The following is a 22,244-nucleotide window of genomic DNA, read 5'->3' on the forward strand; positions in this document are numbered from 1 at the left end:
ACCTGAGCAGACTTCAGGTAAGGCCTGGTGTGGGGAAAGTTTATTTAGGCTGGTCCTTATATTCTTCATCCACAAGCTCACTGTAGAGATTGGCTTCGTTGCCGCCGTGTTTTTTGGAACGGTACATCGCCAGATCGGCGGCGCGCAGAAGCTCATTGATGCTGCTGCCGTGCTGCGGATACAGCGCGACGCCGATGCTGGCTGAAGTATGGAAGCTGGAGCCTTTGTTGACCGACCAGGACTTATTGAAAAGCTGCAGCAGCCGGTCCAGGATTTCATCCAGCATCTCGGGACTGGCAAAGCGGTGAAGCACGACGGCGAATTCATCCCCACCGATCCGGAATGCCTGGCCGGTGCCCTTCACGGTCTGCTGCAGCTCCCGTGAGAGCAGCTGCAGGAATTCATCCCCGGCGAGATGGCCAAGGGTGTCATTGAGCTGCTTGAACCGGTCGCAATCGAGCAGGGCAAGCGCAATTTCCTGTTTGCGTTCCTCCGGCTGGCTGATCAGATTCTCCATGTACATTTTGAAATGGGCCCTGTTGGGGATGGCGGTCAAGTGATCGTAGAAGGCCAGCTTATGCAGGCGTTCTTCATGCTGCTTCCGTTCGGTGATCTCGCGGGAGACCAGCATAAACTGCGCAGGAACAGCGCCGCCCCCCTTAATGGGGGTAACCTTGGTTTCCAGCCATACCCAGTGGCCATCCCCTGCACGCATGCGCAGCTCGGAAATCCGCGGAGTGGACTGTACTACACTTTTGAGCTTCACCCAGGTGATTTCCGCCTCGCGGATATAATTGGAAAGCGGAGTCCCCCTGCCGGGAAGATAGCCGAGCAAGCTTGAATGGGAGGGTGAAGCATACAGGATCTGCCCGTTTGAGTCGGTCAAAATAATAAAGTCGGACATCGTCTCTCCGATTAATTGATACAGCGACTTCTCCTCAAGCATTTCGTTCTGGAGGTCAATCAGCTTGCGGCAGAGATAGATAATGACAAGAACCAGTAAAAACAGGAAGAGTGAATACAGCGCGAATAATGAGCTTTTTTGGTCCCGGAATTCCTGGGTAACCTGGCGGGCGTAGGCGTCAATCAACCGCTCGGAATTATCGAGAGGCTCCCGCACATTTTTTAGAAGGACATTGGCTTCCAGGGCAGAGTAAGATTCAGGATTCCAGCCGCTCCGGACCCGCTGGGCCATAAGATTCGTGCCTGTATCCTTCCAGATTTGAAAAGGGGCATCAATACTGTCCAGTACCTCCCTCAGCTTGTTTAGCACCAGTTCGCTCTGCTTCATCTTGCTGAACGGGTTCTTCACGGAATTGATGTTATCGCCGGCCATTCGGAGACGCCGCTCTGCCTGGGCATTGTTCTCCTGAAAATCCCGGGACAGCCTGCTGTACTCCCCGCTGGTCAGATTCCCGTTCATCGCCGTATGGAAGGCCAGGGAGGCCTGGTACAGGTCGCGGTCGGCGTTCAGAATAAGCTGGGAATTCTGATAGACATCGCTGTATAAAGAGTCGGACAATTTGTTCATCGTATGATTCAGATACAAAAGGGAAGCAACACTGATGCCGACCAGAAGAACGGAGATAGCGGTGAATAAAAGGATTAATCTGCGTGTGTTTTTGAACTCGGGAAAACCTGCCACTTCATCCACCCCCTGCAATAACAATTAAGTGTTCTCTATTGCTGTGTACATGAACACGCGAAGTATATCCATATTGGGGACCAATTGCTATGTGTGCAGGACATTGAAGAGATAACGATCCAAGCGAGTCATACAGAGCTGGGGAAGGTTGAGGTGGCAGAAATGGGAATCTCCCGGTATGATCGAAGTTTCTTCTCATCAGTATGTAGGAAGCACTCATGCGGGGCAATTGCCCGGGATTTAATGGATACCGCGTAATAATCTCAGAGACTTCCGCTGTTTCGGACCAAGAATAGGCCATTCTCCACAAATCTTATCTTCTAAAAGAGTATGTATAACCTGCTACCCTATGAATATTCCAGCCCTTGAGTCCTATTACCCAACTTAGCTGCAAACGATACCCTCCCCGGAATAATCCGCTGATATCGGTCCCGGGTTGCCTTAGGCATAAGGCAGAAGTCTTGAAAGAACTATACCGCAAGCCCCAGTAAAATGTGGTTTACACTTAAATTGGTTACAGTAATCCAGCTAGTCATTGCCCAGGGCATAAGTCGGCCGGAATTTGTCCCACTTGTCAAAACGGCTGATTATGCATATAATAAATGGACATATCTTCTTAAGCAGAAGATGCCATTGATTCAGCAGCATCCATGTGAAATGCATTGATGGAGAAGAGTACGCAGTGCCTGGCTTACAGGGAGGAGACGCCGCAGATTGAGAGCGTTTCTAGGAGAGCAGAGCTGCCGAAGTTCACTCCGGAGCAGTTCCCTGAATTTTTTTCCGTTCTATATGGAAGGAAAGCGTAGGGGAAACCGGCCGCAGACCGTTATTTCTGCTAAAGTGAGACAGGTCTCTGTCATGCCATAAGGGGAATAATGCTCTTGGGGTATGCGGTTCAGGGCGGTCTAACAAGGGTGGTACCACGGTCTTTTCGTCCCTTACCGGGAGGAAAGGCCTTTTTTTGTTGAATAACATCATGATAAGGAGGCAGTACACGGCCATGAAGGAAAAGCTTGAAGCATTGAAGGTCGAAGCATTGGCGAAGCTGCAGGAAGTTACCGATCCGCAGCTTCTGAATGATTTGCGCGTAAAGTATCTGGGGAAAAAAGGTGAACTTACAGAAGTCCTGCGCGGCATGGGCGGGCTCAGCGCGGAGGAGCGCCCGGTGATCGGCCAGGTGGCCAATCTGGTGCGGAGCGCCATTGAGGAGATTATCAGCACGAAGCAGGAGGCCTTCCAGCAGCAGGAAACGCTAAACCGGCTGAACGCTGAAAAGGTAGACGTAACCCTGCCGGGCCGCAGACTGCCGCAAGGCGGGATTCACCCTGTGAGCCGGGTCGTCCGGGAAATCGAGGATATTTTCATCGGAATGGGCTACCGGGTGGCTGAAGGTCCGGAGGTAGAAACGGATTATTATAACTTTGAAGCGCTCAACCTGCCGAAGAACCACCCGGCCCGCGACATGCAGGATTCCTTCTATTTGACGGAGGATATCCTGATGCGCACACAGACCTCTCCGGTGCAGATCCGCACCATGCAGGCGATGAAGGGGGAAACACCCGTCAAAATCATCTGCCCGGGCAAGGTATTCCGCCGCGATGACGACGATGCGACCCACTCCTTCCAGTTCCACCAGATCGAAGGTCTTGTAATCGGCCGCCATATCCGCATGAGCGATCTGAAGGGCACGCTGCAGCAGTTCGTGCAGGAAATGTTCGGACCCAACACAGGCATCCGCCTGCGTCCAAGTTTCTTCCCGTTCACGGAGCCTAGTGTTGAGGTGGATGTGAGCTGCTTCAAATGCGGCGGCCACGGCTGCCGCCTTTGCAAGCAGAGCGGCTGGCTGGAGATTCTCGGCGCAGGCATGGTTCATCCGAACGTGCTGGAAAAGGGCGGCTATGATCCTGCCGAGTACAGCGGCTTTGCCTTCGGTATGGGCGTGGAGCGGGTTGCAATGCTGAAATACGGCATCGATGACATCCGCTATTTCTACACGAACGATATGGCGTTTGTGAAGCAGTTCAAGGGGATTTAGATTTTTGGCGGGCTTGCGGGACTGGGGGCAGAAGCAACTGTCGAGGATCTTTGTTTCTGTTTAACAATCTGTTAAAAATGGACCGGAGGGGAAGTTTGGAACTGGAGGAGCGTTAGCGTTCGCCTTTGTATCCGGATTTCATCCGCTAAGAGCGGTATAAATCAAGAAATCTGGATACAACAGCGGCCGGAAGTCCAAACATTCCACGCAGGGACCCTATTAACAGACGTATTTTTAAATAGAATTAAAAGTTCCGCTCGCTGCTCTCTGTTTCCCCATATCCAGGCAAACCCGGCACGTAGATAAATACATCTGAAACAAAAAGGAAGTGTGCGAACATGAAAGTATCAACCTCCTGGCTCGCGGATTATATCTCGCTTGAAGGCGTGACCGCAGCTGAGCTGGCAGATAGAATCACCACCGCCGGCATCGAGATCGACGGTGTGGAGCGCCGCAATAAAGGCCTTTCCGGCATTGTTGTCGGCTATGTGAAATCGAAAGAAAAGCACCCTGACGCCGACAAGCTGAATGTGTGCATCGTGGACGCCGGACAGGGCGAGGATCTGCAGATTGTCTGCGGAGCCAAGAATGTAGCCGCAGGCCAAAAGGTTCCGGTTGCCCTGGTGGGCGCCAAGCTGCCGGGCCTGGAGATCAAGAAGGCCAAGCTTCGCGGCGTGCTGTCGCAGGGCATGATCTGTTCCGCTAAAGAGCTGGGCCTTAATGACAAGCTGCTCCCTAAGGAGCTTCAGGAAGGTATTCTGGTACTGCCCGAGAACACGGATATTGGCCAGGATATACTGAAGGTGCTGGGTCTGAACGACGAGATCCTGGATTTCGATCTGACCCCGAACCGTTCCGATTGCCTCAGCATGATCGGGGCCGCTTATGAAGTGAGTGCGATTCTGGGCCGTGACCTCAAGCTGCCGGATCCGGCAGCGGACTTGGTAGAAGCAGGCGGTTTAGCCTCTGACTCCATCTCGGTCAAGATCGAGAATGAAGATTACTGCAAGCATTACTCAGTGCGCTATATTTCCGGGGTGAAGCCTGCCCCGTCACCGCTCTGGATTCAGAACCGCCTGATGGCGGCGGGTGTGCGTCCGATCAATAACATTGTGGATATTACCAACTATGTGATGCTGGAGTACGGACAGCCGCTGCATGCGTTCGACGGCGATAAAGTGGAAGGTGGAGTGCTGGGTGTGCGGTTTGCCCGCGAAGGCGAGCTGCTGACCACGCTTGACGGGCAGGAACGCAAGCTGGAGCCGCAGATGCTGGTTATTGCCGACGGTGCCGGCAAGGCTGTGGCTCTGGCCGGAGTCATGGGCGGTCTGGAGACGGAAGTAACGGAAGCTACCGTGAACCTTGTTCTGGAATCAGCCAAGTTCGACGGAGGAACGGTCCGTAAAACCTCGCGCCAGCTGGGCCTGCGCTCCGAAGCTTCCCTCCGCTTCGAGAAGGAAGTTGATCCGAATGCCGTGATCCCCGCATTGGACCGTGCCGCTGCCCTGATTGCCCGTTATGCCGGAGGCACTGTGCACACGGGGATTATGCAGGCCGGGACTGCGGCTGCGGAGGAGAAGGTGCTGACCTTATCCCTGGAGAAGCTGAACCGTTATCTCGGTACAGACCTGTCGCTGCTGGAAGTGAAAACCTTGCTGACCCGTCTGCACTTCAAGTGCGGAGATGCGGATCAAGGGCTCGTCGAGGTGCAGGTGCCGACAAGACGCGGTGATATCAGCTATGATGTCGATTTGATTGAAGAAGTCGCCCGTTTATACGGCTATGACAATATTCCTACAACCCTGATTGAGGGTGTGACTACACCGGGAGCATTGACCAGCCGGCAGTTCCAGCGCCGTGAATTGCGGCGCCTGCTGGCAGATGGGGGCTTCCAGGAGGTTATGGGGTATTCCTTCATTCAGCCGGAACAGAGCAAGCTGTTCCCGGCACTTGCGGATGGCCTTCTACCGGTGAAGCTGGCGATGCCGATGAGCGAGGAACGCAGCGTTCTGCGCACCAGCCTGATTCCCCAGCTGCTGGACATTGCCCGCTATAATACGAACCGCCGCCAAAGTGATCTGGCGCTGTTCGAGATCGGGAATGTCTTCTTCACGGACGAAGAGCAGCTGACCCGCCAGCCGCGTGAATTGCCGGTGCTGGGCCTTTTGCTGAGCGGCAGCCGGGCATCCAAGCAGTGGAATGTGGAAGAGCAGCCTGTGGATTTCTTCGACCTGAAAGGTGCGCTGGAAACCGTGTTTAACTATCTGGGCCTTGGCGACAGCGTAAGCTATGAAGGCGATGCGCCGGAGAATTACCACCCGGGCCGTTCCGCCTCCATCTATTTGCAGGGCCCTGAAGGGCGCATGAAGCTGGGAACCCTCGGCCAGCTCCATCCGGAATTGCAGCGTGAGCTGGACCTGGAAGATACCTACGTGGCCGAGCTGCTGCTTCAGCCGCTCTACAGCGCCGCACGCACCAATCTGCAGTACACTGAGCTGCAGCGCTTCCCGGGAATGGAGCGGGATATCGCTGTTGTAGTGGATTCCGCAGTGCCTGCCGGGCACCTGCTGGCTTCCATCCGTGAGAACGGCGGGACTCTGCTGCAAAACGTTCAGGTATTCGATGTGTATACAGGCGGCAAGATGGAGAGCGGCAAGAAAAGCATAGCCATTTCGCTGCTGTACCGTCATACTGACCATACACTGACCGACGAAGAGGTTGTAGAGGTGCATGACAAGGTAGTTTCCGCACTTCAGCAAACTTTTGGCGCAGAATTAAGAAAGTAGCAGGAATTGTGCAAAGCCGCAGCGAATCCATTTACAAACGGAATTCGCAGCGGCTTTTTTTCACTTTTTTTGAGCTGCGGCAGTTACCGGAAAATCTATGAAATCAGCGCTTTTTGGCAAAAGAGAATGAATCACGCTACAATAGGAGCAGAGAGACCAGCTTAGAATCCGCACACATACAAAGGAGGGCACAACTGTGGCTATGGACCGGACTCGTGTCGCCGTGGAGATATATGGAACTTCTTATAAACTTGTCGGAAGCAGCACTGAATATATGAAACAGGTTGCCCGTTATGTAGACGAGCATATGCGGGCAATTTCCAAATCACATACGAGACTGGATACCCCGCGGATTGCAGTGCTTGCTGCCGTACATATGGCGGAACAGGCTATTCAGGTACAGGACTTTAAGAACGAGCTGAACATGCTGACCGGGGAACGCACGGAGCTGCGTGTAGAAGTCGCACGCCTCACGGAGGCGCAGAAAGAACGGCAGGAAGAATATGAACGGCTGGAAGCGGCAGCCCGGGAGGAAGCGGCCCGCCTGGCCGCTGAAGCCGAAGAGGAGCGCAGGCGGCACCTGGAGATTCAGGAGCAGGAGCGGAAGCTTCATGCCGAGGCACTGCTGGAAGCGGAGACGGCTGCGGCCGCGGCCCGTGAGCAGCTGGCTGAAGAGCTGAAGGCCCGTGAAGCGGAGCTGAAATCGCTCCGGGAGCGCTATGAGCAGGAGCAGGCAGCCGGGCGTGAGAGCCACCGGCAGGAGCTGGCAGCCGCCGAAGCGGCCCGTCTGCAGCAGCTGGAAGAGCTGAAGGCTGCTCATCAGCAGGAGCTGGAGCATCTGCGCGAAACGCTGGACAAGGAGAAGGCGGAATCGCTGTCCCGGCTTCAGGAGGAGCTTGCAGAGACCCGCGATTCGCTCGGAGGGGAGATTGTGGAGATCCGTTCGGCGCTCAGCAAGGAGCTGGCGGATACCAAATCCACGCTTGAGAAGGAGCTTGCGGAGGAACGTGAGGCGCTGCAGAAAGAGCTTGCTAAGAACAAGGAGCTGCGGCAGTCGCAAGGCACGCAGGAGCACCGCCATAAGCAGCAAATGCAGGAGATGGAGAAGCAGATTGGCGAGCTGCGCGGCGGCACCGGGCAGCTGCAATCCAGGCTGCGCGCGGCCGAAGCTGGACTGAAGAGCGAGCGTGAGGGCCGTTTGACGCTGCTCGCCCAATACGAGGCGGTGCTGAAGCGTGAAGAGCAGCTGACGGAAGAGCTTCGTGCTGCTGCCGAGCAGGGAGCGTTGCGGCAAGAAGAGCTTGAGGCGCTCCGCCAGCGTTATGAGGCTGTGCAGCAGGAGGCTGCCGGGCTTAAGGAATCGCTGCGGGGAACCGCAGAGAACCTGAGCCGGGTAGAGGCTGAGCTGCATTCTGCCAATGAGCTTGGAGATCTTCTCAGTGATGAGCTGGAGGAACTGCGCCAGCGTCATAGCAGGAAGCAGGAAGAGGCTGCTGTGCTTCACCAATCACTGGAAGAAACGAAGAGCAGCCTGCATCAGCTGGGAGGTGAGCTTACCCAGGCTGCTTCGGAAGCCGCCACCTGGCATGAGCTGGCCGACAAGCACATGGAGGATATCGGAGAACTGGAAATGAAGCTGCTGGAAGCGGAAGAGAAGTCTTCGGCGCTGCAGACAGAGATTGATACGCTGCGCGGGCAGGCGGACGGCATGGTTCAGCAGCTTGACCGTGAATCCGGCCTGCGGGCTGAAGCGGAAGCCGAGAGCCGGCAACACCAGGCGGAGGCGGAAGCTGCCCGCAAGGAGCTGGCCGCGCTGCGGGGCCGTTACGAAGAGCTTATCGCACAGTATGACGAGGTGCTGCAGGATGGCGAGCAGCTGAAGGAAAGATATGAGCTGCTGGAGGCGGAAGGCGAAGAAACGGCCCGCCGCCTGGAAGAGCTGTACGAGACTGGACGTGAAGCCGCCGCTGCGGCGGCAGAGCAGCAGGAAGCGCTGCGGGAGACCCGCGAGGTCGAAGCTTCCTGGAAGCGTAAATACGAGGAACTCTTGCAGAGCCAGCAGGAGTGGAGCGAGACGGAAGCGCAGCTCCGCGAAGAGATCGAGATTTGGGAGCAGGAAGCGAGCAAGGCGGAAGCGGAAGCTGAATCCATGAACCGGGAGCACTCCCAGGTGCAGCAGCAGCTCGACGAGATCGGCGAGAGCTATGAGCTGGTCCAGGGCCAGCTGCGCCTGATGCAGGCGCAGTCTGAAATGCGGCAGGGGGAACTAGACAAGCTGTCCCAGGAGCACCAGAGCCTGCAGGCGGAATATGCCAAGCTGCAGCGTGAATATAATGAATGGATTCAACTGATCGAACAGGACAGTTGAATGGCGGACGCATGAAGAGAAGGGCCCCAGGCAGTTCCTACTGCCTGGGGCCCGCTTTATTAGTGGCTTTAGCCAGTTGAGTACGCGAAGCGTGCGAAACAAAAAACCACCTGCTATGCGGGTGGTGTAGTGATGCTTATAGCAAAAAACCACCTGATGCGATCGTTATAATAGGAGTGTTCAAGCTACTATGTCTAACGAAAGGAGAAGGTGGTTTTTGTGGCACAAGCCAGAGAAGGCATGGCACAACCCAAGTGGATGTGCAAGTACCCTATCGTATTCACCCCAAAGTATAGACGAAAGGTGATCTACAATCAATACAAAGAAAGTATCCGAGATATCCTAAAGCAACTCTGTGGCTACAAAGGAGTAGAGATTATCGAAGGACACCTCATGCCCGATCATATTCATATGTTGGTGAGTATTCCACCGAAAATGAGCGTCTCGAGTTTTATGGGATATCTGAAAGGGAAAAGTGCGCTCATGATCTTCGATAAGCATGCAAACTTGAAGTATAAGTACGGGAATCGCCATTTTTGGGCAGAAGGGTACTATGTAAGCACGGTAGGTCTCAATGAAGCAACGATTAAAAAGTATATCCAGGAGCAGGAAAGTCACGATATTGCACTGGATAAGCTGAGTGTGAAAGAGTATGAAAACCCCTTTAAGGGGTAGCTGGTAGTCCAAGCACCCCTTCAGGGGTAGGCAAAAGAGGCAAAGGCATAGTGGCTTGAACGAAGTGAAAGCCAGCGCCTTTAGACGCTAGCCGGCACCAGAGGCTTATAGCCTCAGAGCAAACCACCCGTTGGACGGGTGGTTATGATTTGTTCTTAATTATGATTGCCTCCATCTAAGGAAATAAGATGCATAAGGTAGGGGGTAAATAGACCGACGTGAATTCGCACATTTAGGCGGAAAATCAGCCAGCTTCGATAGCCTTTTTCCAACTCAAGCTGGCTATTAAACAGGTGAAACAACCGCTAGGTGGAAAAAGGGAACTTATTTCCCCTCCAAATCAACAAATGAGGGATTTAGGTGGAAAAAGGGAACTTAATGGGACAATTTACTCCTTTAGGAAGCGATATAAGCTGAATTAGTGATCCTTTTTCCACTTGGAACTGCCGCTGGACTCAGGAATGGCCCCGCAGGCAAACGCTAAATTGAAATCCCAAGCAGCTACGTTATCCGGTAAAGGACGGCGTAGCCTTATTTGTTCATGGTGTTGGGACACGTTTCTCCTGTCCGGAATTACTGTTTACTTGTCCTCAGAAGCGAAAGAGGCAGCTCCATACTTTCCGGCCCCTAACTCTCAAAGCCATCACCCTACTCGACAATCACCTTGGCGCTCATGCCGCTGTGGCCTGAGCCGCACATGATCGCACAGGTCATTTCGAACGTTCCGGCTTCCTCCGGGACAATGACCTGTGAGGAATCTTTTCCGTCCAGCCGCAGGTTCAGCTCCGGAACAAGGATGCCATGATTGCCGCTTTCATTTTTAAACACAATATTGACCGGAACCCCTTTTTTCAAATGGTATTCTTTTTGGTCAAAGCTGTAATTGGTTGCCGAAATCATGAGTTCCTCGTCTGCGGTGAGGCCGGCTTCAGCTGCTCCATCCTTGTTGTTTGCGGTCCCGGTGTTATTGCCTGTCCCGCCGCAAGCCGCGAGAATAAGCAGGGAGCCGATGGACAGCAGCATGGCAAATCTTCGGATCATCTTTATCCTCCTCCTGGAATCATATTAAGCCTTGCGTGCCCCTAGCATAACTTAATTCGGCAAAGATGTCTTGAGAAATTGAATGAGGTTTTTTCTACTGTCGAAGGGACTCCAAAGTTTGTCGAAATATGCAAAAATATGATGCAATAATCATTAAAATTTATTATACTTAATGCTATATATCATTAGGTTGAGAAGTAGGGGATCATATTAATATCGCCGAATATTCGCCGAATACGGAGAAATGGCACCGTAAAATATTGACCGGTTACTGGATCATAGTGTTTTGTATGCTGGTGGCCCAGCTTTTATATGTTTTGTCGAATCATGTCATTGAAGTCAGATCCATCCTGCTTCCCAGTAAAGGCCATTTGTTCATCGGCTGCAATCTGATGATTGTGATTGCCATGACCACGGCGGAAATGTGGCTGCGGTCGACCTCGCTGTACCACAAGCAGGCGGTTGTGGTCTGCGGATTTGCGGTCTCTTATCTGATGTATTTTGTGCTTGAGCCATTTGTCGACGGTGCACAGATGACTCTTATGATGCCTATAATGATTTCACTTGTCTATTTTGACCAGCGGCTGCTTAATGCTCTGGGAGCCTTCAGCCTGCTGTTCTATGCCGCGATTTATTTGGGGCTGGAGCAGAGGCTGCTGGACAAGCCGCTGCTGGAGTTTCTGATGGTGGAATGTGTGTTTATCGTGTTCGTTGTCATGGCCCAGGCGGTTATCATCCGTGCCCGTGAGGTGCGCGAGCATCTGGAGCAGCTGACCAAGTCCGAGCAGGAGCTGATGGTGGAGCGGGCGATTTCCGACAAGCTTCTGAAGATTGACGCGCTGACTGGACTGTACAACCATAAGACCTTTCACGAATATCTGGTTTCGCTGCTGGAGCAGTGTGAGAGCAATGGCCTCAGGCTGCAGCTCGCATTGTTCGATATAGATAACTTCAAGCGGGTGAATGATACCTACGGCCACTGGGTCGGGGACCTTGTATTGAAGGAGGTTGCAGCCAAGGTAGGCGGATTGATCGGGTTAAATGATTTTGCGGCCAGATACGGCGGGGAAGAATTTGCGGTTATTTTTACGGATAAAAGCATTCACGAAGCCTACGCCGCTGCCGAGGAACTGCGTCTGAAGATTGCGGCGATGGAGCATCCTTATGCCGGGGGCAAGCCGATTACCGTCAGTATCGGGTTATGCGACTACCAGCTCGGGGACGGCAAGGAGAAACTGTTCCGCAAGACGGACCATGCCTTGTATGCCGCCAAACATTCGGGTAAGAATGCCGTAGTTACTGCTTCCGCTGCCCATGACGATGACAATATTCTCTCCTATGCCTAAAAGAATACAACAAACCCCCTATTTCCGGTGAATTCCGGAGCAGGGGGTTTTGTGTCTGCAGAAAGCTGTGCAGTTTGCTGTTATTTCCCGGCTTCAAACGGTGTGGATACCGGCAGGAACAGGTCGATAATCCCAATGACCAGTGCTGCCAGAAGTGCTCCAAGGACGGTGACGCTGACACCGCTCACGATGAACTGGGCAATCCAAATGACCAGTGCGCTGACCAGGAAGCCGACGATGCCTCGGCCGAAGGGCGTTGTTTTTTTGCCGAAGATGCCCTCAATCACCCAGCCGAGAAGTGCGATGACCAGGGCAAGAACAAGCGCGCTCCAGAAACCGCCAACCGTAAACTGCGGAACAATCCAGCCAACCACCATCAGCACAATCGCTGCCACGATAAAACGGACCACATGACCTAAAAATCTCACTGAACTAACCTCCTTTGGCCTTCGCATAAGGATATGTGCAGTTGTTATTGTGGCCTGCCGCAAAATTTCTATTCCCTGAAAACATACCCAAATAGCGAAACCCGGCTGAATTAGGTATAATGTAACCATCTATGAAGGGAGCTGTGACTGTAATTGGACGACAAAATTTTGCATACGCTTGAATATCGCAAGATTTTAAATAAATTGACGCAATATACGCAGACCCCGATGGGGCGGCTAGAGGCGGAAAGTCTGAAGCCATCCGGTGATTTTGAAGGCGTGAAAAAGCTGCTTCAGGCTACGGATGAGGCGGCGAACGTAGACCGGCTGAAGGGCATTCCTTCCTTTGGCGGCGTAACGGACATCAAGATGGCCTTGAAGCGTGCTTCCATCGGAGGGTTGCTGGGGACCAGCGAGCTGCTGTCTGTGGGGAACACGATCGGCGGGGCGCGCAGGGTCAAGCGGTTTTTGGCGGCGATGCATGAAGATGAGAATATCCCGCTTCTGTTCGCGCAGAGCGATCTGCTCTCGGAGCAGAAGCATGTGGAGGATGCCATCCGCGCCTGCATTGACGAGAACGCTGATGTGCTGGATACGGCAAGCCCTGAGCTGGCCGCCATCCGCCGCGAGCTGCGTGGAGGCGAGACGCGTATCCGGGAGAAGCTGGATTCCATGATCCGTTCTTCCTCGGTAGCCAAAATGCTGCAGGACCAGCTGGTAACTATCCGTGGTGACCGCTTCGTCATTCCGGTCAAAGCGGAATACCGCGCCCACTTCGGCGGCATTGTTCATGACCAGTCGGGTTCCGGTGCCACGCTCTTTATCGAGCCCGAATCGATTGTGGCCATGAACAACAAGCTCCGCGAGACCCGGCTGCGCGAGGAGCGGGAGATTGAGATCATCCTGCATCGGTTGACCGCGCTCGTTGGCGATATTGCCGAGGAAATGGCCTATGATGTGGATATCCTGGGCGAGCTGGACTTCATCTTCGCCAAAGCCCGTCTGGCCCGTGACATGAAGGCGACCCAGCCGCGGATGAATGACCGGGGCTACCTCAAGCTGCGCAAGGGCCGGCATCCGCTGATTCCGGCGGAGCAGGTCGTGCCGCTGGACGTGGAGCTTGGCAACCAGTACAGCTCCATCATCGTAACCGGCCCCAATACGGGCGGTAAGACGGTGACGCTGAAGACCATTGGCCTGCTCAGCCTGATGTCGATGTCGGGATTGTTCATCCCGGCGGAAGAAGGCAGCCAGATGTGTGTATTTGATGCTATTTATGCCGATATTGGCGACGAGCAGAGTATTGAGCAGAGCCTCAGTACCTTTTCCAGCCATATGACTAATATTATCTCCATTCTGCGCAGAATGACTCCGAAGAGTCTGATTCTCCTGGATGAGGTAGGTGCAGGTACCGATCCCGCAGAAGGCTCGGCGCTGGCGATTGCGATTCTGGAGAATATTCACCGGACGGAATGCCGGATGGTGGCCACCACCCATTACAGTGAGCTGAAGGCCTATGCTTATGAACGCAAAGGCGTCATCAATGCCAGCATGGAGTTTGATGTACAGACTTTAAGCCCCACCTACCGGCTGCTGGTCGGTGTGCCTGGACGAAGCAATGCATTTGCTATTGCCGAGCGTCTGGGCCTGCCGAATGCGATACTGGAACACGCGCGCGGAGAGGTCAAGGAAGAGGACCTGCGCGTCGAGCATATGATTGCCTCGCTGGAAGAAAACCGCCTGGGTGCGGAGAACGAGCGTGAACGCGCCGAAGCGGTCCGCCGTGAAGCGGAGGAATTCCGCAAGCGGCAGCAGCTGGAGCTGGAGAAGCTGGAGAGCCAGCGTGACAAGCGGCTGGAGAAGGCCGAGAAGGACGCCAGCGCCATCCTTGACAAGGCCCGCAAGGAAGCGGAGCAGATCATCAGCGACCTGCGCCGCCTGGCTCTGGAGGAAGGGGCTTCCGTCAAGGAGCATAAGCTGATTGAAGCCCGCCGCCGTCTGGATGAAGCGGAGCCCGCGCCCCGCAAGAAGACAGCGGCCCGCAGCAGCGTCAAGGCGCCGCGGAAGATTCAGCCCGGCGATGAGGTGAAGGTGCAGAATGTGAACCAGAAAGGCTATGTTGTGGAGCTTAGCGGCCCCAAGGAAGCCATTGTCCAGTTTGGCATTATGAAGATGAAGGTCAATCTGGAGGATCTGGAATTTCTGGCTTCCGCACCGGATTCACCGCCTCCTGCGCTCCGCCGGGCAACTACGGTAAAACGTACCCGTGATGAGAACATCCGCAGTGAGCTGGACCTGCGCGGGACGAATCTGGAGGAAGCCATCATGGAAACAGACCGCTTCATTGACGAGGCTTTTCTGGGCAATTTGGGGCAAATCTCCATCATTCACGGCAAGGGAACCGGAGTACTGCGCACCGGTATTCAGGAATATCTGCGCAAGCATAAGCATGTAAAGAGCTACCGGCTCGGAAATTACAATGAAGGCGGCGCGGGTGTAACCGTGGCTGAACTGCAATAGCGGCTGGAGTCCAGCAGAAAGAGGGAGAAGGATGCAAGAAAATATTGATCTTTTGCTGGATCATCCGCTGGGAGCGCTGCTCGGCTACTTCACTGTGGCCATTCTTGGCCTGGTGGTATTCCTGTCTTTCTTTGAAATGGTGACCAAATATAACTGCTGGGAAGAAATCCGCAAGGGGAACGTGGCGGTGGCTATGGCAACCGGAGGCAAAATCTTCGGCATCTGCAATATTCTGCGCTTCAGCATTTCAGCAGGCGTCTCGATCTACGAAACGATGAAATGGTCGGTTGTGGGGTTTCTGCTGCTGATTCTGGCGTATTTCCTGTTCGAGTTTCTGACTCCGGTTTTTTCCATTGACGATGAGATCGCCAAAGATAACCGGGCTGTGGGCTTGACTGCCATGATAATTTCCGTGTCCCTTTCCTATGTCATTGGTGCTGCAATTTTCTGAAGCGGGGGTAGAAAACATGAAGATCTTGGTTCGGGTTCTGTTCCTTTCTGCCCTGACTTTTCTGGCGGCCGGTATAATTTATCTAATGATCAACTGAATTCAAATGTGAGGTAAGAAGGAGATAGTCAAGATGGAAACAACAGTTTGTCCTTGGTGTCATACAGAGATTGTATGGGACGAGGAGTTCGGGCCGGAGGATACCTGTCCCCATTGCAACAATGAGCTTAGCGGCTACCGTACGGTGACCCTGGGGATCGATGACCTGGAAGATGAAGATGAACCGGAAATGGCCGGGGAGCCGGACCAAGATTCGGTTAGTGACGACAATCTATGGGATGATGAGGATAAGGAAAGTGTAGTGCCGATCTTCAATACCCTGGTTCAATTCGGTGAAGATTATGACCTGAAGCACTACGAGTCCAAAGTGGCGGCTATTCTGGCAGCTCAGCTGGAAGCGCCTGAATGTCCGCAGTGCCATGAGCTGATGCTGCTGTCCGGCACGCAAAAAGTAGAGGGTTTTGAGCCGTCGTCCCCGGAAGAGCTGGGCGGGCCGGTGCTGAAACCGCCATTCGCGCTTAATCTCTTCGTCTGTCCTTCATGCTTCCATGTGCAGCACAGTCTGGCGCAGGAAGACCGCATTCAGCTGGTGCGCAATCTGAGCACAGGAGCCAAGTAATTCAGGAATACCGGTTATGCTTTCTCCTTGAGCTGGGCATGTTAAGCAAAACACGTCCAGTTCGCAAGGGGGAGCAGCATGAAGGATTCAGCGCATAAACAGGAGGTACTGCTGCTTGCAGTCAACGGGTTATGTTCACTCGCAAGCGTGCTGGCAGGAACCTTTTTGAACGTTTATTTGTGGAAAAACCAGCAGAATTTTGCCATGATCGGCTGGTTTGCGGTGGCTCAGCAAGTGGCCGTGGGACTCAGCTTCTGGCTGGGCGGCAAATGGGTCAAGGAACATAACAAGATGAACGCCCTGCGGCTGGGCCTGGCCGTTTCGGGCCTTTTTTATTTGCTCGTACTGTGGCTTGGCAACCGGGCGGTTCATTACATTTGGCCGCTTGGTTTGGTGTTGGGCATAGCTATCGGTTTGTTCTGGCTAGCGTACAATATTGTTTATTTTGAGATTACGGATGCCGGAAACCGGGACTTTTTCAATGGCTGGATGGGGCTGCTGGGTTCATTTACCGGCATATTGGGCCCTTGGGTGTCGGGCTGGATCATTTCGGCCCTGCATGGCGAGCGCGGGTATCGTCTGGTCTTCCTGTTGTCCCTCTCCATTTATGGACTTGCTGTGGTCTTAAGCTTTTTCCTTAAGAAACGCAAAAGTGAAGGGGCGTACTTATGGATGGAGCCTTGGAGGGAGCTGCACCGCAAAAGCAGTGCCTGGAGGCCGGCAGCGGCAGCCTTGGTGTTTCAGGGGTTAAGAGAGGGTGTGTTTTCCTTTCTGATCGGTCTTCTTGTGTACATAGCCGCTAAGCAAGAAAGCAAGCTGGGGCAATTTGCCCTGATCACTTCAGCGGTTGCACTGGTCAGCTACTGGGCTGCGGGCAAATGGTTCACTCCGAAACTCCGCTCGGGGGATGCTTGTTGGCGGCATTCTGCTGGTTGCAGTCATTACACCGCTTCTCTGGAATGTCAGCTACGGCACCTTGCTGATTATGGGCATAGGCACCTCTCTTTTTCTTCCATTATATATGCTGCCGATGACCTCAAGCGTCTTTGACCTCATGGGGGAGTCGAAGGAAAGTGCGGGCAAACGGGTGGAACTGGTGGTTCTGCGGGAGCTTTGCCTGATGTGTGGCCGGATGCTGGGCATCTTTGTGTTCATCGCAGTGCTTTCGGTGAACGATTCGCCGCGTGTCATTACCTGGCTGCTGTTGCTGCTGGGGGCGGCTCCGCTGGGAAGCTGGGCTGCACTGCATCATCTGCTGAAGCGAAAGGCCGCTGCTTCCCTCCCGCAATGATTTGAAGGATTTGAACAGGGGAAAAGCGTATTGGTCAAAACAAAGGATTACGGTCTGAGGACAAAGGTTACCATCATGGTCTCCGCTGTGGTGATGCTGGTCATGCTGGTGCTCTACATTATTTTCAGAAATCAGATTATTCCCCAGACCAGACATGCCCTGGAGGACAAGGCAACGGCCATCGCCCGGACCATTGCCCTGATTCCCCTGGTGTCAGAAGGTCTTAATGAAGGACGCAGCAAAGAGATCCAGGCCTATACCTCCAAAATCACCCGCCGCAATGATATTATGTTTGTAGTTGTGATCGACATGCACAGCATCCGCTATTCACATCCCGATCCATCACGGATCGGCAAGCCGTTTGTCGGGGAGGGCAAAAGGCTGCGCTGCACGGTGAAGAAAGCATCTCTGAGGGTGAGGGGCTGCTCGGCAAGTCGCTGCGGGCCTTTGTGCCTGTGTATAATAACAGAGGCTCCCAGGTAGGTGTAGTCGTCGTAGGCCTCTCAATGGACAGGGTTCACCTGCTCATCCGGCAGAATGAATGGACGATCATCGCAATTCTGCTGTCCGGTGCCGTGCTTGGAGCGGCCGGAGCGATGGTCCTGGCCCGGAAAATCAAGCAGATGATGTTCGGCATGGAGCCAGCGGACATCTCGAAGCTGCTGCAGGAACGCAGTGCTATGCTGCAATCCACACGCGAGGGGATTATTGCGGTTGATCATGCCGCCCGGATCAGCATGATCAACAGGGAGGCGGAGAGGCTGCTGGGCACCGCCGGGATTACAGGCAATGGGATGACCCGGCATATCGCCGATTATTGGCCGGAGCTGCGTCTGGAGCAGGTGCTGTTCAGCGGCGAAGCCAGGCAGGACCAGGAGCTGGAGCTGAACGGAATCACTTTGCTCGTGAGCAGTGTCCCAATCCAGGTGAATGGCCGGATTGCGGGAGCCATCGCTACCTTTCGGGACAAGACAGAGCTTGCTGTACTGGCGGAACGGCTGTCCGGGATATCCGTCTATGCGGACGCCTTGCGGGCAGGGGCACATGAATATATGAATAAGCTGCATGTGATTATGGGCATGACGCATATGGGCCTTTTTGATGAGCTGCAGGAGTACATTTCGGGAACCGTGAGCAACTATCAGAATGAGATCGGTTCGATCACCAGGCAGATCAAGGACCCGGTCATGGCCGGCTTTCTGCTCGGGAAACTTAGCCGGGCCCGTGAAGCAGGAATTGAGCTGCAGCTCGCTGAGGACAGCTACCTCCCGGAATCCGCCGATCCTCAGGTGATTCATCAGCTGATTACCATCGTCGGCAATCTGCTCGACAACGCTATGGAGGCGCTGGAGGGGCAGCACATGAAGGAAATCGAGCTTTCTTTTCAATATGAACGGGGACGTCTGATCTGCACTGTGCGGGACAATGGTCCGGGAATCCCTCAGCCTTTGCGGGAGCAGATATTTGTCCAGGGATTTTCCACCAAGGGAGAGCAGCGGGGGATGGGCCTTTACCTGGTTCGTAAAAGTGTGGAAAAGCTGCAGGGCCAGCTTCAGATGATACCCGGCCCGGAGCCGGGAACGACATTTATGGCCGATGTGCCATATGCAGTAAAGGGTGATGAGACCAATGACCATTAAGGTATTGATCGTTGAAGATGATCCGATGGTGGCAAAGTTCAATCGGCACTATGTGGAGCAGGTTCAGGGCTTCGAGTTCGCCGGCTGGGCCGCTTCGGTCGATGAAGCCAGGAAGCTGCTTGCCGGACTGAAGGTTGATCTCATTCTGCTGGATATCTATATGCCGCGTACCAGCGGGCTGCAGCTGCTGTCCTCTCTGCGGGAGCAGGGCAGCGTGGTTGACATTATCGTCATTTCTGCAGCCAGCGACAACGCCAGTATCCGCAAGGCCCTGCAGCTGGGGGCCGTCGATTATTTGATCAAACCGTTCGAGTTCGCCCGCTTTCAGGCGGCATTGTCCGCCTACCGGGAGGATTACATGCTGATGAAGCACAGGGAGCATCTCAGCCAGGAGCAGCTCGACAAACTGCTGCGCCATTCCACAGGAACGGAGGAGGACAAAAGCGGCACGCTGCCCAAGGGGCTTACCGAAGGAACGCTGGAGAGCATATGGAGCACCATCCAGAAGCTGGAGAGTCCGGTATTTTCCACCGAGGAGATCACGGCAGAGGCTCCGATTTCGCGGATCTCCGTACGCAAATACCTGGCTTTTCTCACAGAGGCGGGTGTGCTGGAAATGGAGATCAGCTACGGTGCGGTGGGCAGGCCGGTATATATGTATACCGTGACCGCTTCAGGACATGAAATTATAGCTACATATATTTAAGCGGCTGGCCGCGAAAGAGGACCTTTGGGTCCTTTTTTTATGAAATTGGTTTGGCTGAAATGCCATCTGAAGGCGATATAGTATCTAATTCGGAGGCTTATGATGTTTTTTTTAAAAGACGGCAAGCATGTTGAGTTGTCTTCAGATGGCAGGTGGTAGGCGATAGGTGGTAGGGGGTAGGTGGCACGTGGTAAGTGGGGGAGCAGCAGCAATCGGGGTCATCGGTGCCATCTTCCGCATGATGCGGAATGAGAAGACGTTATTTTGTAAAAAAGACTGTTTTTCCGGTTGATTTGGACTCAGGAGCTTTTATATCGATCATCTAAATCCAAAATTAGGCCGAAAAGGCTTATTAGCGGAATCTCAGTCCGTTTGACCCGGAGAATCGGCCGACCTGCCTCAATAAAGGATCTCCTGTCCGGATTCCAACAAATGGATCACAAATCCGGTTGCGTAATATGCCCTAAGTGGGGATTATAGCAAAATCCGCATGTGAACTAGGTGTTCTAAACACTCTAATCCAGATGCTGGTTCTGATGCGGTGCAATGCCAATGCCGATGCCGATGCGAATCCCTCCAAATTAGGTCAGAACTGTACTTCTATTGCACTTTCTACAGCAGAATCCCCATAAATCGTCCGAAAAACTCAATCTATTGCACTCTGTACATTAGAATCTGCTGGAGATGCTGCTTTTGACTCCAAATCTGGAATTTGGTTGCACAAAATACAGCAGAATGCGATTTGACGCAGAACAATAAGCAATTTTATTGCACAAAGTGCAGTCATACCCAAAATCATTATCTGCAAAAATGAAGTCTACGGATTTCTAGTTCAATCTATATAGGGTGAATTTATTTTGACAGGGGATAGTAATGTAAGTGGTAATGTAATTGGGATAGACCTAAGGAACGAACGATCAGATACCACCACAATCGACCTGTTTTTTATTTTCATTCTTACATTTTTTAAATTCATTCTCACAAGCCCCCCAACCCCGCTTACTTTAATTACTAAACTATTTTTTTAATTACGTAAGCTTCCAAGAACTGCACCTTTGCCGCTATGATAATTGTGAAAATATGCACAAGGGGGCAATAACATCATGAAAAAGAAAGCAGGCGCTGCTCTTATTCTCATTCTCTCGGTCATGCTCGTTATCGCAGGATGCGGCAACAATGGCAGCAGTAACAGCACCGGGAACAAGAGTAAGGACAATGAGGCCAAAAAAGAGACCACTGAAGCAGTATCGGGGGCATCGGAAGCAAGCTATACACCGTATGATCAATTAAAAGATAAATATGATATCATCATCGTCGGTGCGGGTGGTGCCGGTATGTCGGCAGCGCTTGAGGCCAAAGCGAAAGGCATGAATCCGGTTATTCTGGAGAAAATGCCGGTAGCGGGCGGAAATACGACCAAATCCTCTTCGGGGATGAACGCTTCGCAGACGAAGTTCCAAAAAGAGCAAGGCATTGAGGACAGCAATGATTTATTTTATGAAGAGACGCTAAAAGGCGGCCACGATACCAACGATAAAGAGCTGCTCCGTTTCTTCGTGGACAATTCTGCGGGTGCCATCGACTGGCTGGATTCCATCGGAATCCGCTTGAACAATATCACCATTACCGGCGGGATGAAGGAAAAACGCACACACCGTCCTGAAGACGGCTCTGCGGTAGGGCAGTATCTGGTCAAGGGATTAGTGAAAAACGTACAAGAGCAAGGTATCCCGCTATTTGTGAATGCGGATGTCAAGGAAATTACCGAAAAAGACGGTAAGGTTACCGGTGTCAAAGTCCTGTTCAACCAGGCAGACGAAAAAACAATAACAGGTTCTGCTGTCATTGTCACCACCGGAGGTTTCGGCGCCAATAAAGAAATGATTGCCGAGGTTAGACCTGATCTGGAAGGGCTCGTAACCACCAACCAAGTTGGCAGCACCGGCGACGGCATCCAAATGATTGAGAAGCTCGGCGGCACCACAGTCGATATGGATCAAATCCAGGTTCACCCGACCGTGCAGCAGGAGAAATCCTATCTGATCGGGGAGGCTGTTCGCGGTGAAGGCGCAATCCTCGTATCAAGTGAAGGCAAACGGTTCACCAACGAAATGGATACCCGTGATCATGTCACCGCAGCCATTAATAAGCTTCCTGAAAAAGCAGCGATTCTTGTCTTTGATTCCGGCGTTAAATCCCGTGTCAAAGCGATTGAACAATATGAGAAAATGGGATTTGTTCTGACCTCAGACTCGATTGAAGGCCTGGCCAAGGAAATGAATGTTCCGGCAGATGAGCTGCAAAAGACAATGGATACCTGGAACAGCGCAGTGAAGAATAAGAAGGATGCCGAATTCGGCAGAACTACAGGAATGGATAACGACTTGTCCGGCGCGCCATTCTACGCGATCAAAATCGGTCCCGGGATTCACTACACCATGGGCGGTGTAAAAATCAACACAAACACAGAAGTATTAAATAAAGAAGGTCAACCGATCACAGGTCTGTTCGCGGCTGGTGAAGTAGTGGGCGGGCTGCATGGCCAAAACCGGATCGGCGGCAACTCGGTCGCGGAAATTATTATCTTTGGGCGTCAAGCAGGGATTAAATCGGCTGAATTTGTAAAAGCACAATAA

The 22,244-nt window shown here is 53.1% G+C and carries 15 protein-coding genes and 1 pseudogene; 13 read left to right on the plus strand and 3 right to left on the minus strand.

The window, feature by feature from the left end:
- Positions 1-40: 40 nt before the first annotated feature.
- Positions 41-1,645 (minus strand): diguanylate cyclase domain-containing protein, encoded by a 1,605-nt coding sequence (locus tag JI735_RS18470; protein WP_051052183.1) that lies wholly within the window; start codon positions 1,643-1,645, stop codon positions 41-43.
- Between the two features lie 1,000 nt (positions 1,646-2,645).
- Between JI735_RS18470 and pheS the strand changes: the two genes are divergently transcribed.
- The 4 genes from pheS (at position 2,646) to tnpA (ending at position 9,509) form a co-directional block, all read left to right on the plus strand.
- A complete protein-coding gene (pheS, locus tag JI735_RS18475; RefSeq protein ID WP_039838247.1) occupies positions 2,646-3,680 on the plus strand; it encodes a phenylalanine--tRNA ligase subunit alpha in 1,035 nt (344 codons plus the stop codon).
- Between the two features lie 338 nt (positions 3,681-4,018).
- Positions 4,019-6,466, plus strand: a complete 2,448-nt coding sequence (pheT, locus tag JI735_RS18480) for a phenylalanine--tRNA ligase subunit beta (protein ID WP_039838249.1) — start codon at positions 4,019-4,021, stop codon at positions 6,464-6,466.
- Positions 6,467-6,662: 196 nt separating this feature from the next.
- Positions 6,663-8,834 (plus strand): cell division protein ZapA, encoded by a 2,172-nt coding sequence (locus tag JI735_RS18485; RefSeq protein WP_202676278.1) that lies wholly within the window; start codon positions 6,663-6,665, stop codon positions 8,832-8,834.
- A 240-nt stretch (positions 8,835-9,074) separates the two neighbouring features.
- The gene (tnpA, locus tag JI735_RS18490) at positions 9,075-9,509 is read left to right on the plus strand and encodes an IS200/IS605 family transposase (RefSeq protein WP_202677603.1); all 435 of its coding nucleotides are present in this window, start codon (positions 9,075-9,077) and stop codon (positions 9,507-9,509) included.
- Positions 9,510-10,157: 648 nt separating this feature from the next.
- Here the strand turns inward: tnpA and JI735_RS18495 are convergent.
- On the minus strand, positions 10,158-10,550 hold the full coding sequence (locus JI735_RS18495) for a cupredoxin domain-containing protein (protein ID WP_039838133.1): 393 nt from the start codon (positions 10,548-10,550) through the stop codon (positions 10,158-10,160).
- Between the two features lie 317 nt (positions 10,551-10,867).
- Here JI735_RS18495 and JI735_RS18500 point away from each other — a divergent pair, with 317 nt between their 5' ends.
- Complete coding sequence (locus JI735_RS18500; protein WP_202676279.1) at positions 10,868-11,896, plus strand: GGDEF domain-containing protein; 1,029 nt, start codon at positions 10,868-10,870, stop codon at positions 11,894-11,896.
- A gap of 80 nt (positions 11,897-11,976) precedes the next feature.
- Here JI735_RS18500 and JI735_RS18505 read toward each other — a convergent pair whose 3' ends face one another.
- A complete protein-coding gene (locus tag JI735_RS18505) occupies positions 11,977-12,324 on the minus strand; it encodes a phage holin family protein (protein WP_020432741.1) in 348 nt (115 codons plus the stop codon).
- A gap of 153 nt (positions 12,325-12,477) precedes the next feature.
- Here JI735_RS18505 and JI735_RS18510 point away from each other — a divergent pair, with 153 nt between their 5' ends.
- From JI735_RS18510 to JI735_RS18540, 8 genes and pseudogenes are all read left to right on the plus strand, one after another.
- On the plus strand, positions 12,478-14,844 hold the full coding sequence (locus tag JI735_RS18510; protein WP_202676280.1) for an endonuclease MutS2: 2,367 nt from the start codon (positions 12,478-12,480) through the stop codon (positions 14,842-14,844).
- Positions 14,845-14,875: 31 nt separating this feature from the next.
- The gene (locus JI735_RS18515; protein WP_025708003.1) at positions 14,876-15,295 is read left to right on the plus strand and encodes a DUF350 domain-containing protein; all 420 of its coding nucleotides are present in this window, start codon (positions 14,876-14,878) and stop codon (positions 15,293-15,295) included.
- 130 nt (positions 15,296-15,425) lie between these two features.
- A complete protein-coding gene (locus JI735_RS18520) occupies positions 15,426-15,971 on the plus strand; it encodes a hypothetical protein (protein ID WP_039838128.1) in 546 nt (181 codons plus the stop codon).
- Positions 15,972-16,049: 78 nt separating this feature from the next.
- Positions 16,050-17,021: an MFS transporter gene (locus tag JI735_RS18525; protein ID WP_411829927.1), complete on the plus strand. Its 972-nt coding sequence runs from the start codon at positions 16,050-16,052 to the stop codon at positions 17,019-17,021.
- Positions 17,022-17,025: 4 nt separating this feature from the next.
- Positions 17,026-17,262: a hypothetical protein gene (locus tag JI735_RS37915; RefSeq protein WP_411829928.1), complete on the plus strand. Its 237-nt coding sequence runs from the start codon at positions 17,026-17,028 to the stop codon at positions 17,260-17,262.
- A 102-nt stretch (positions 17,263-17,364) separates the two neighbouring features.
- Positions 17,365-18,902, plus strand: a pseudogene (gene dcuS / locus JI735_RS18530) (DcuS/MalK family sensor histidine kinase).
- A complete protein-coding gene (locus JI735_RS18535; RefSeq protein WP_233476495.1) occupies positions 18,883-19,608 on the plus strand; it encodes a response regulator in 726 nt (241 codons plus the stop codon). The pseudogene dcuS and the gene JI735_RS18535 overlap by 20 nt, the downstream one beginning before the upstream one ends.
- Before the next feature lie 1,103 nt (positions 19,609-20,711).
- Positions 20,712-22,244: a flavocytochrome c gene (locus JI735_RS18540; protein WP_039838121.1), complete on the plus strand. Its 1,533-nt coding sequence runs from the start codon at positions 20,712-20,714 to the stop codon at positions 22,242-22,244.

This window comes from Paenibacillus sonchi (genome assembly GCF_016772475.1).
GTDB lineage: Bacteria > Bacillota > Bacilli > Paenibacillales > Paenibacillaceae > Paenibacillus_AQ > Paenibacillus_AQ sonchi.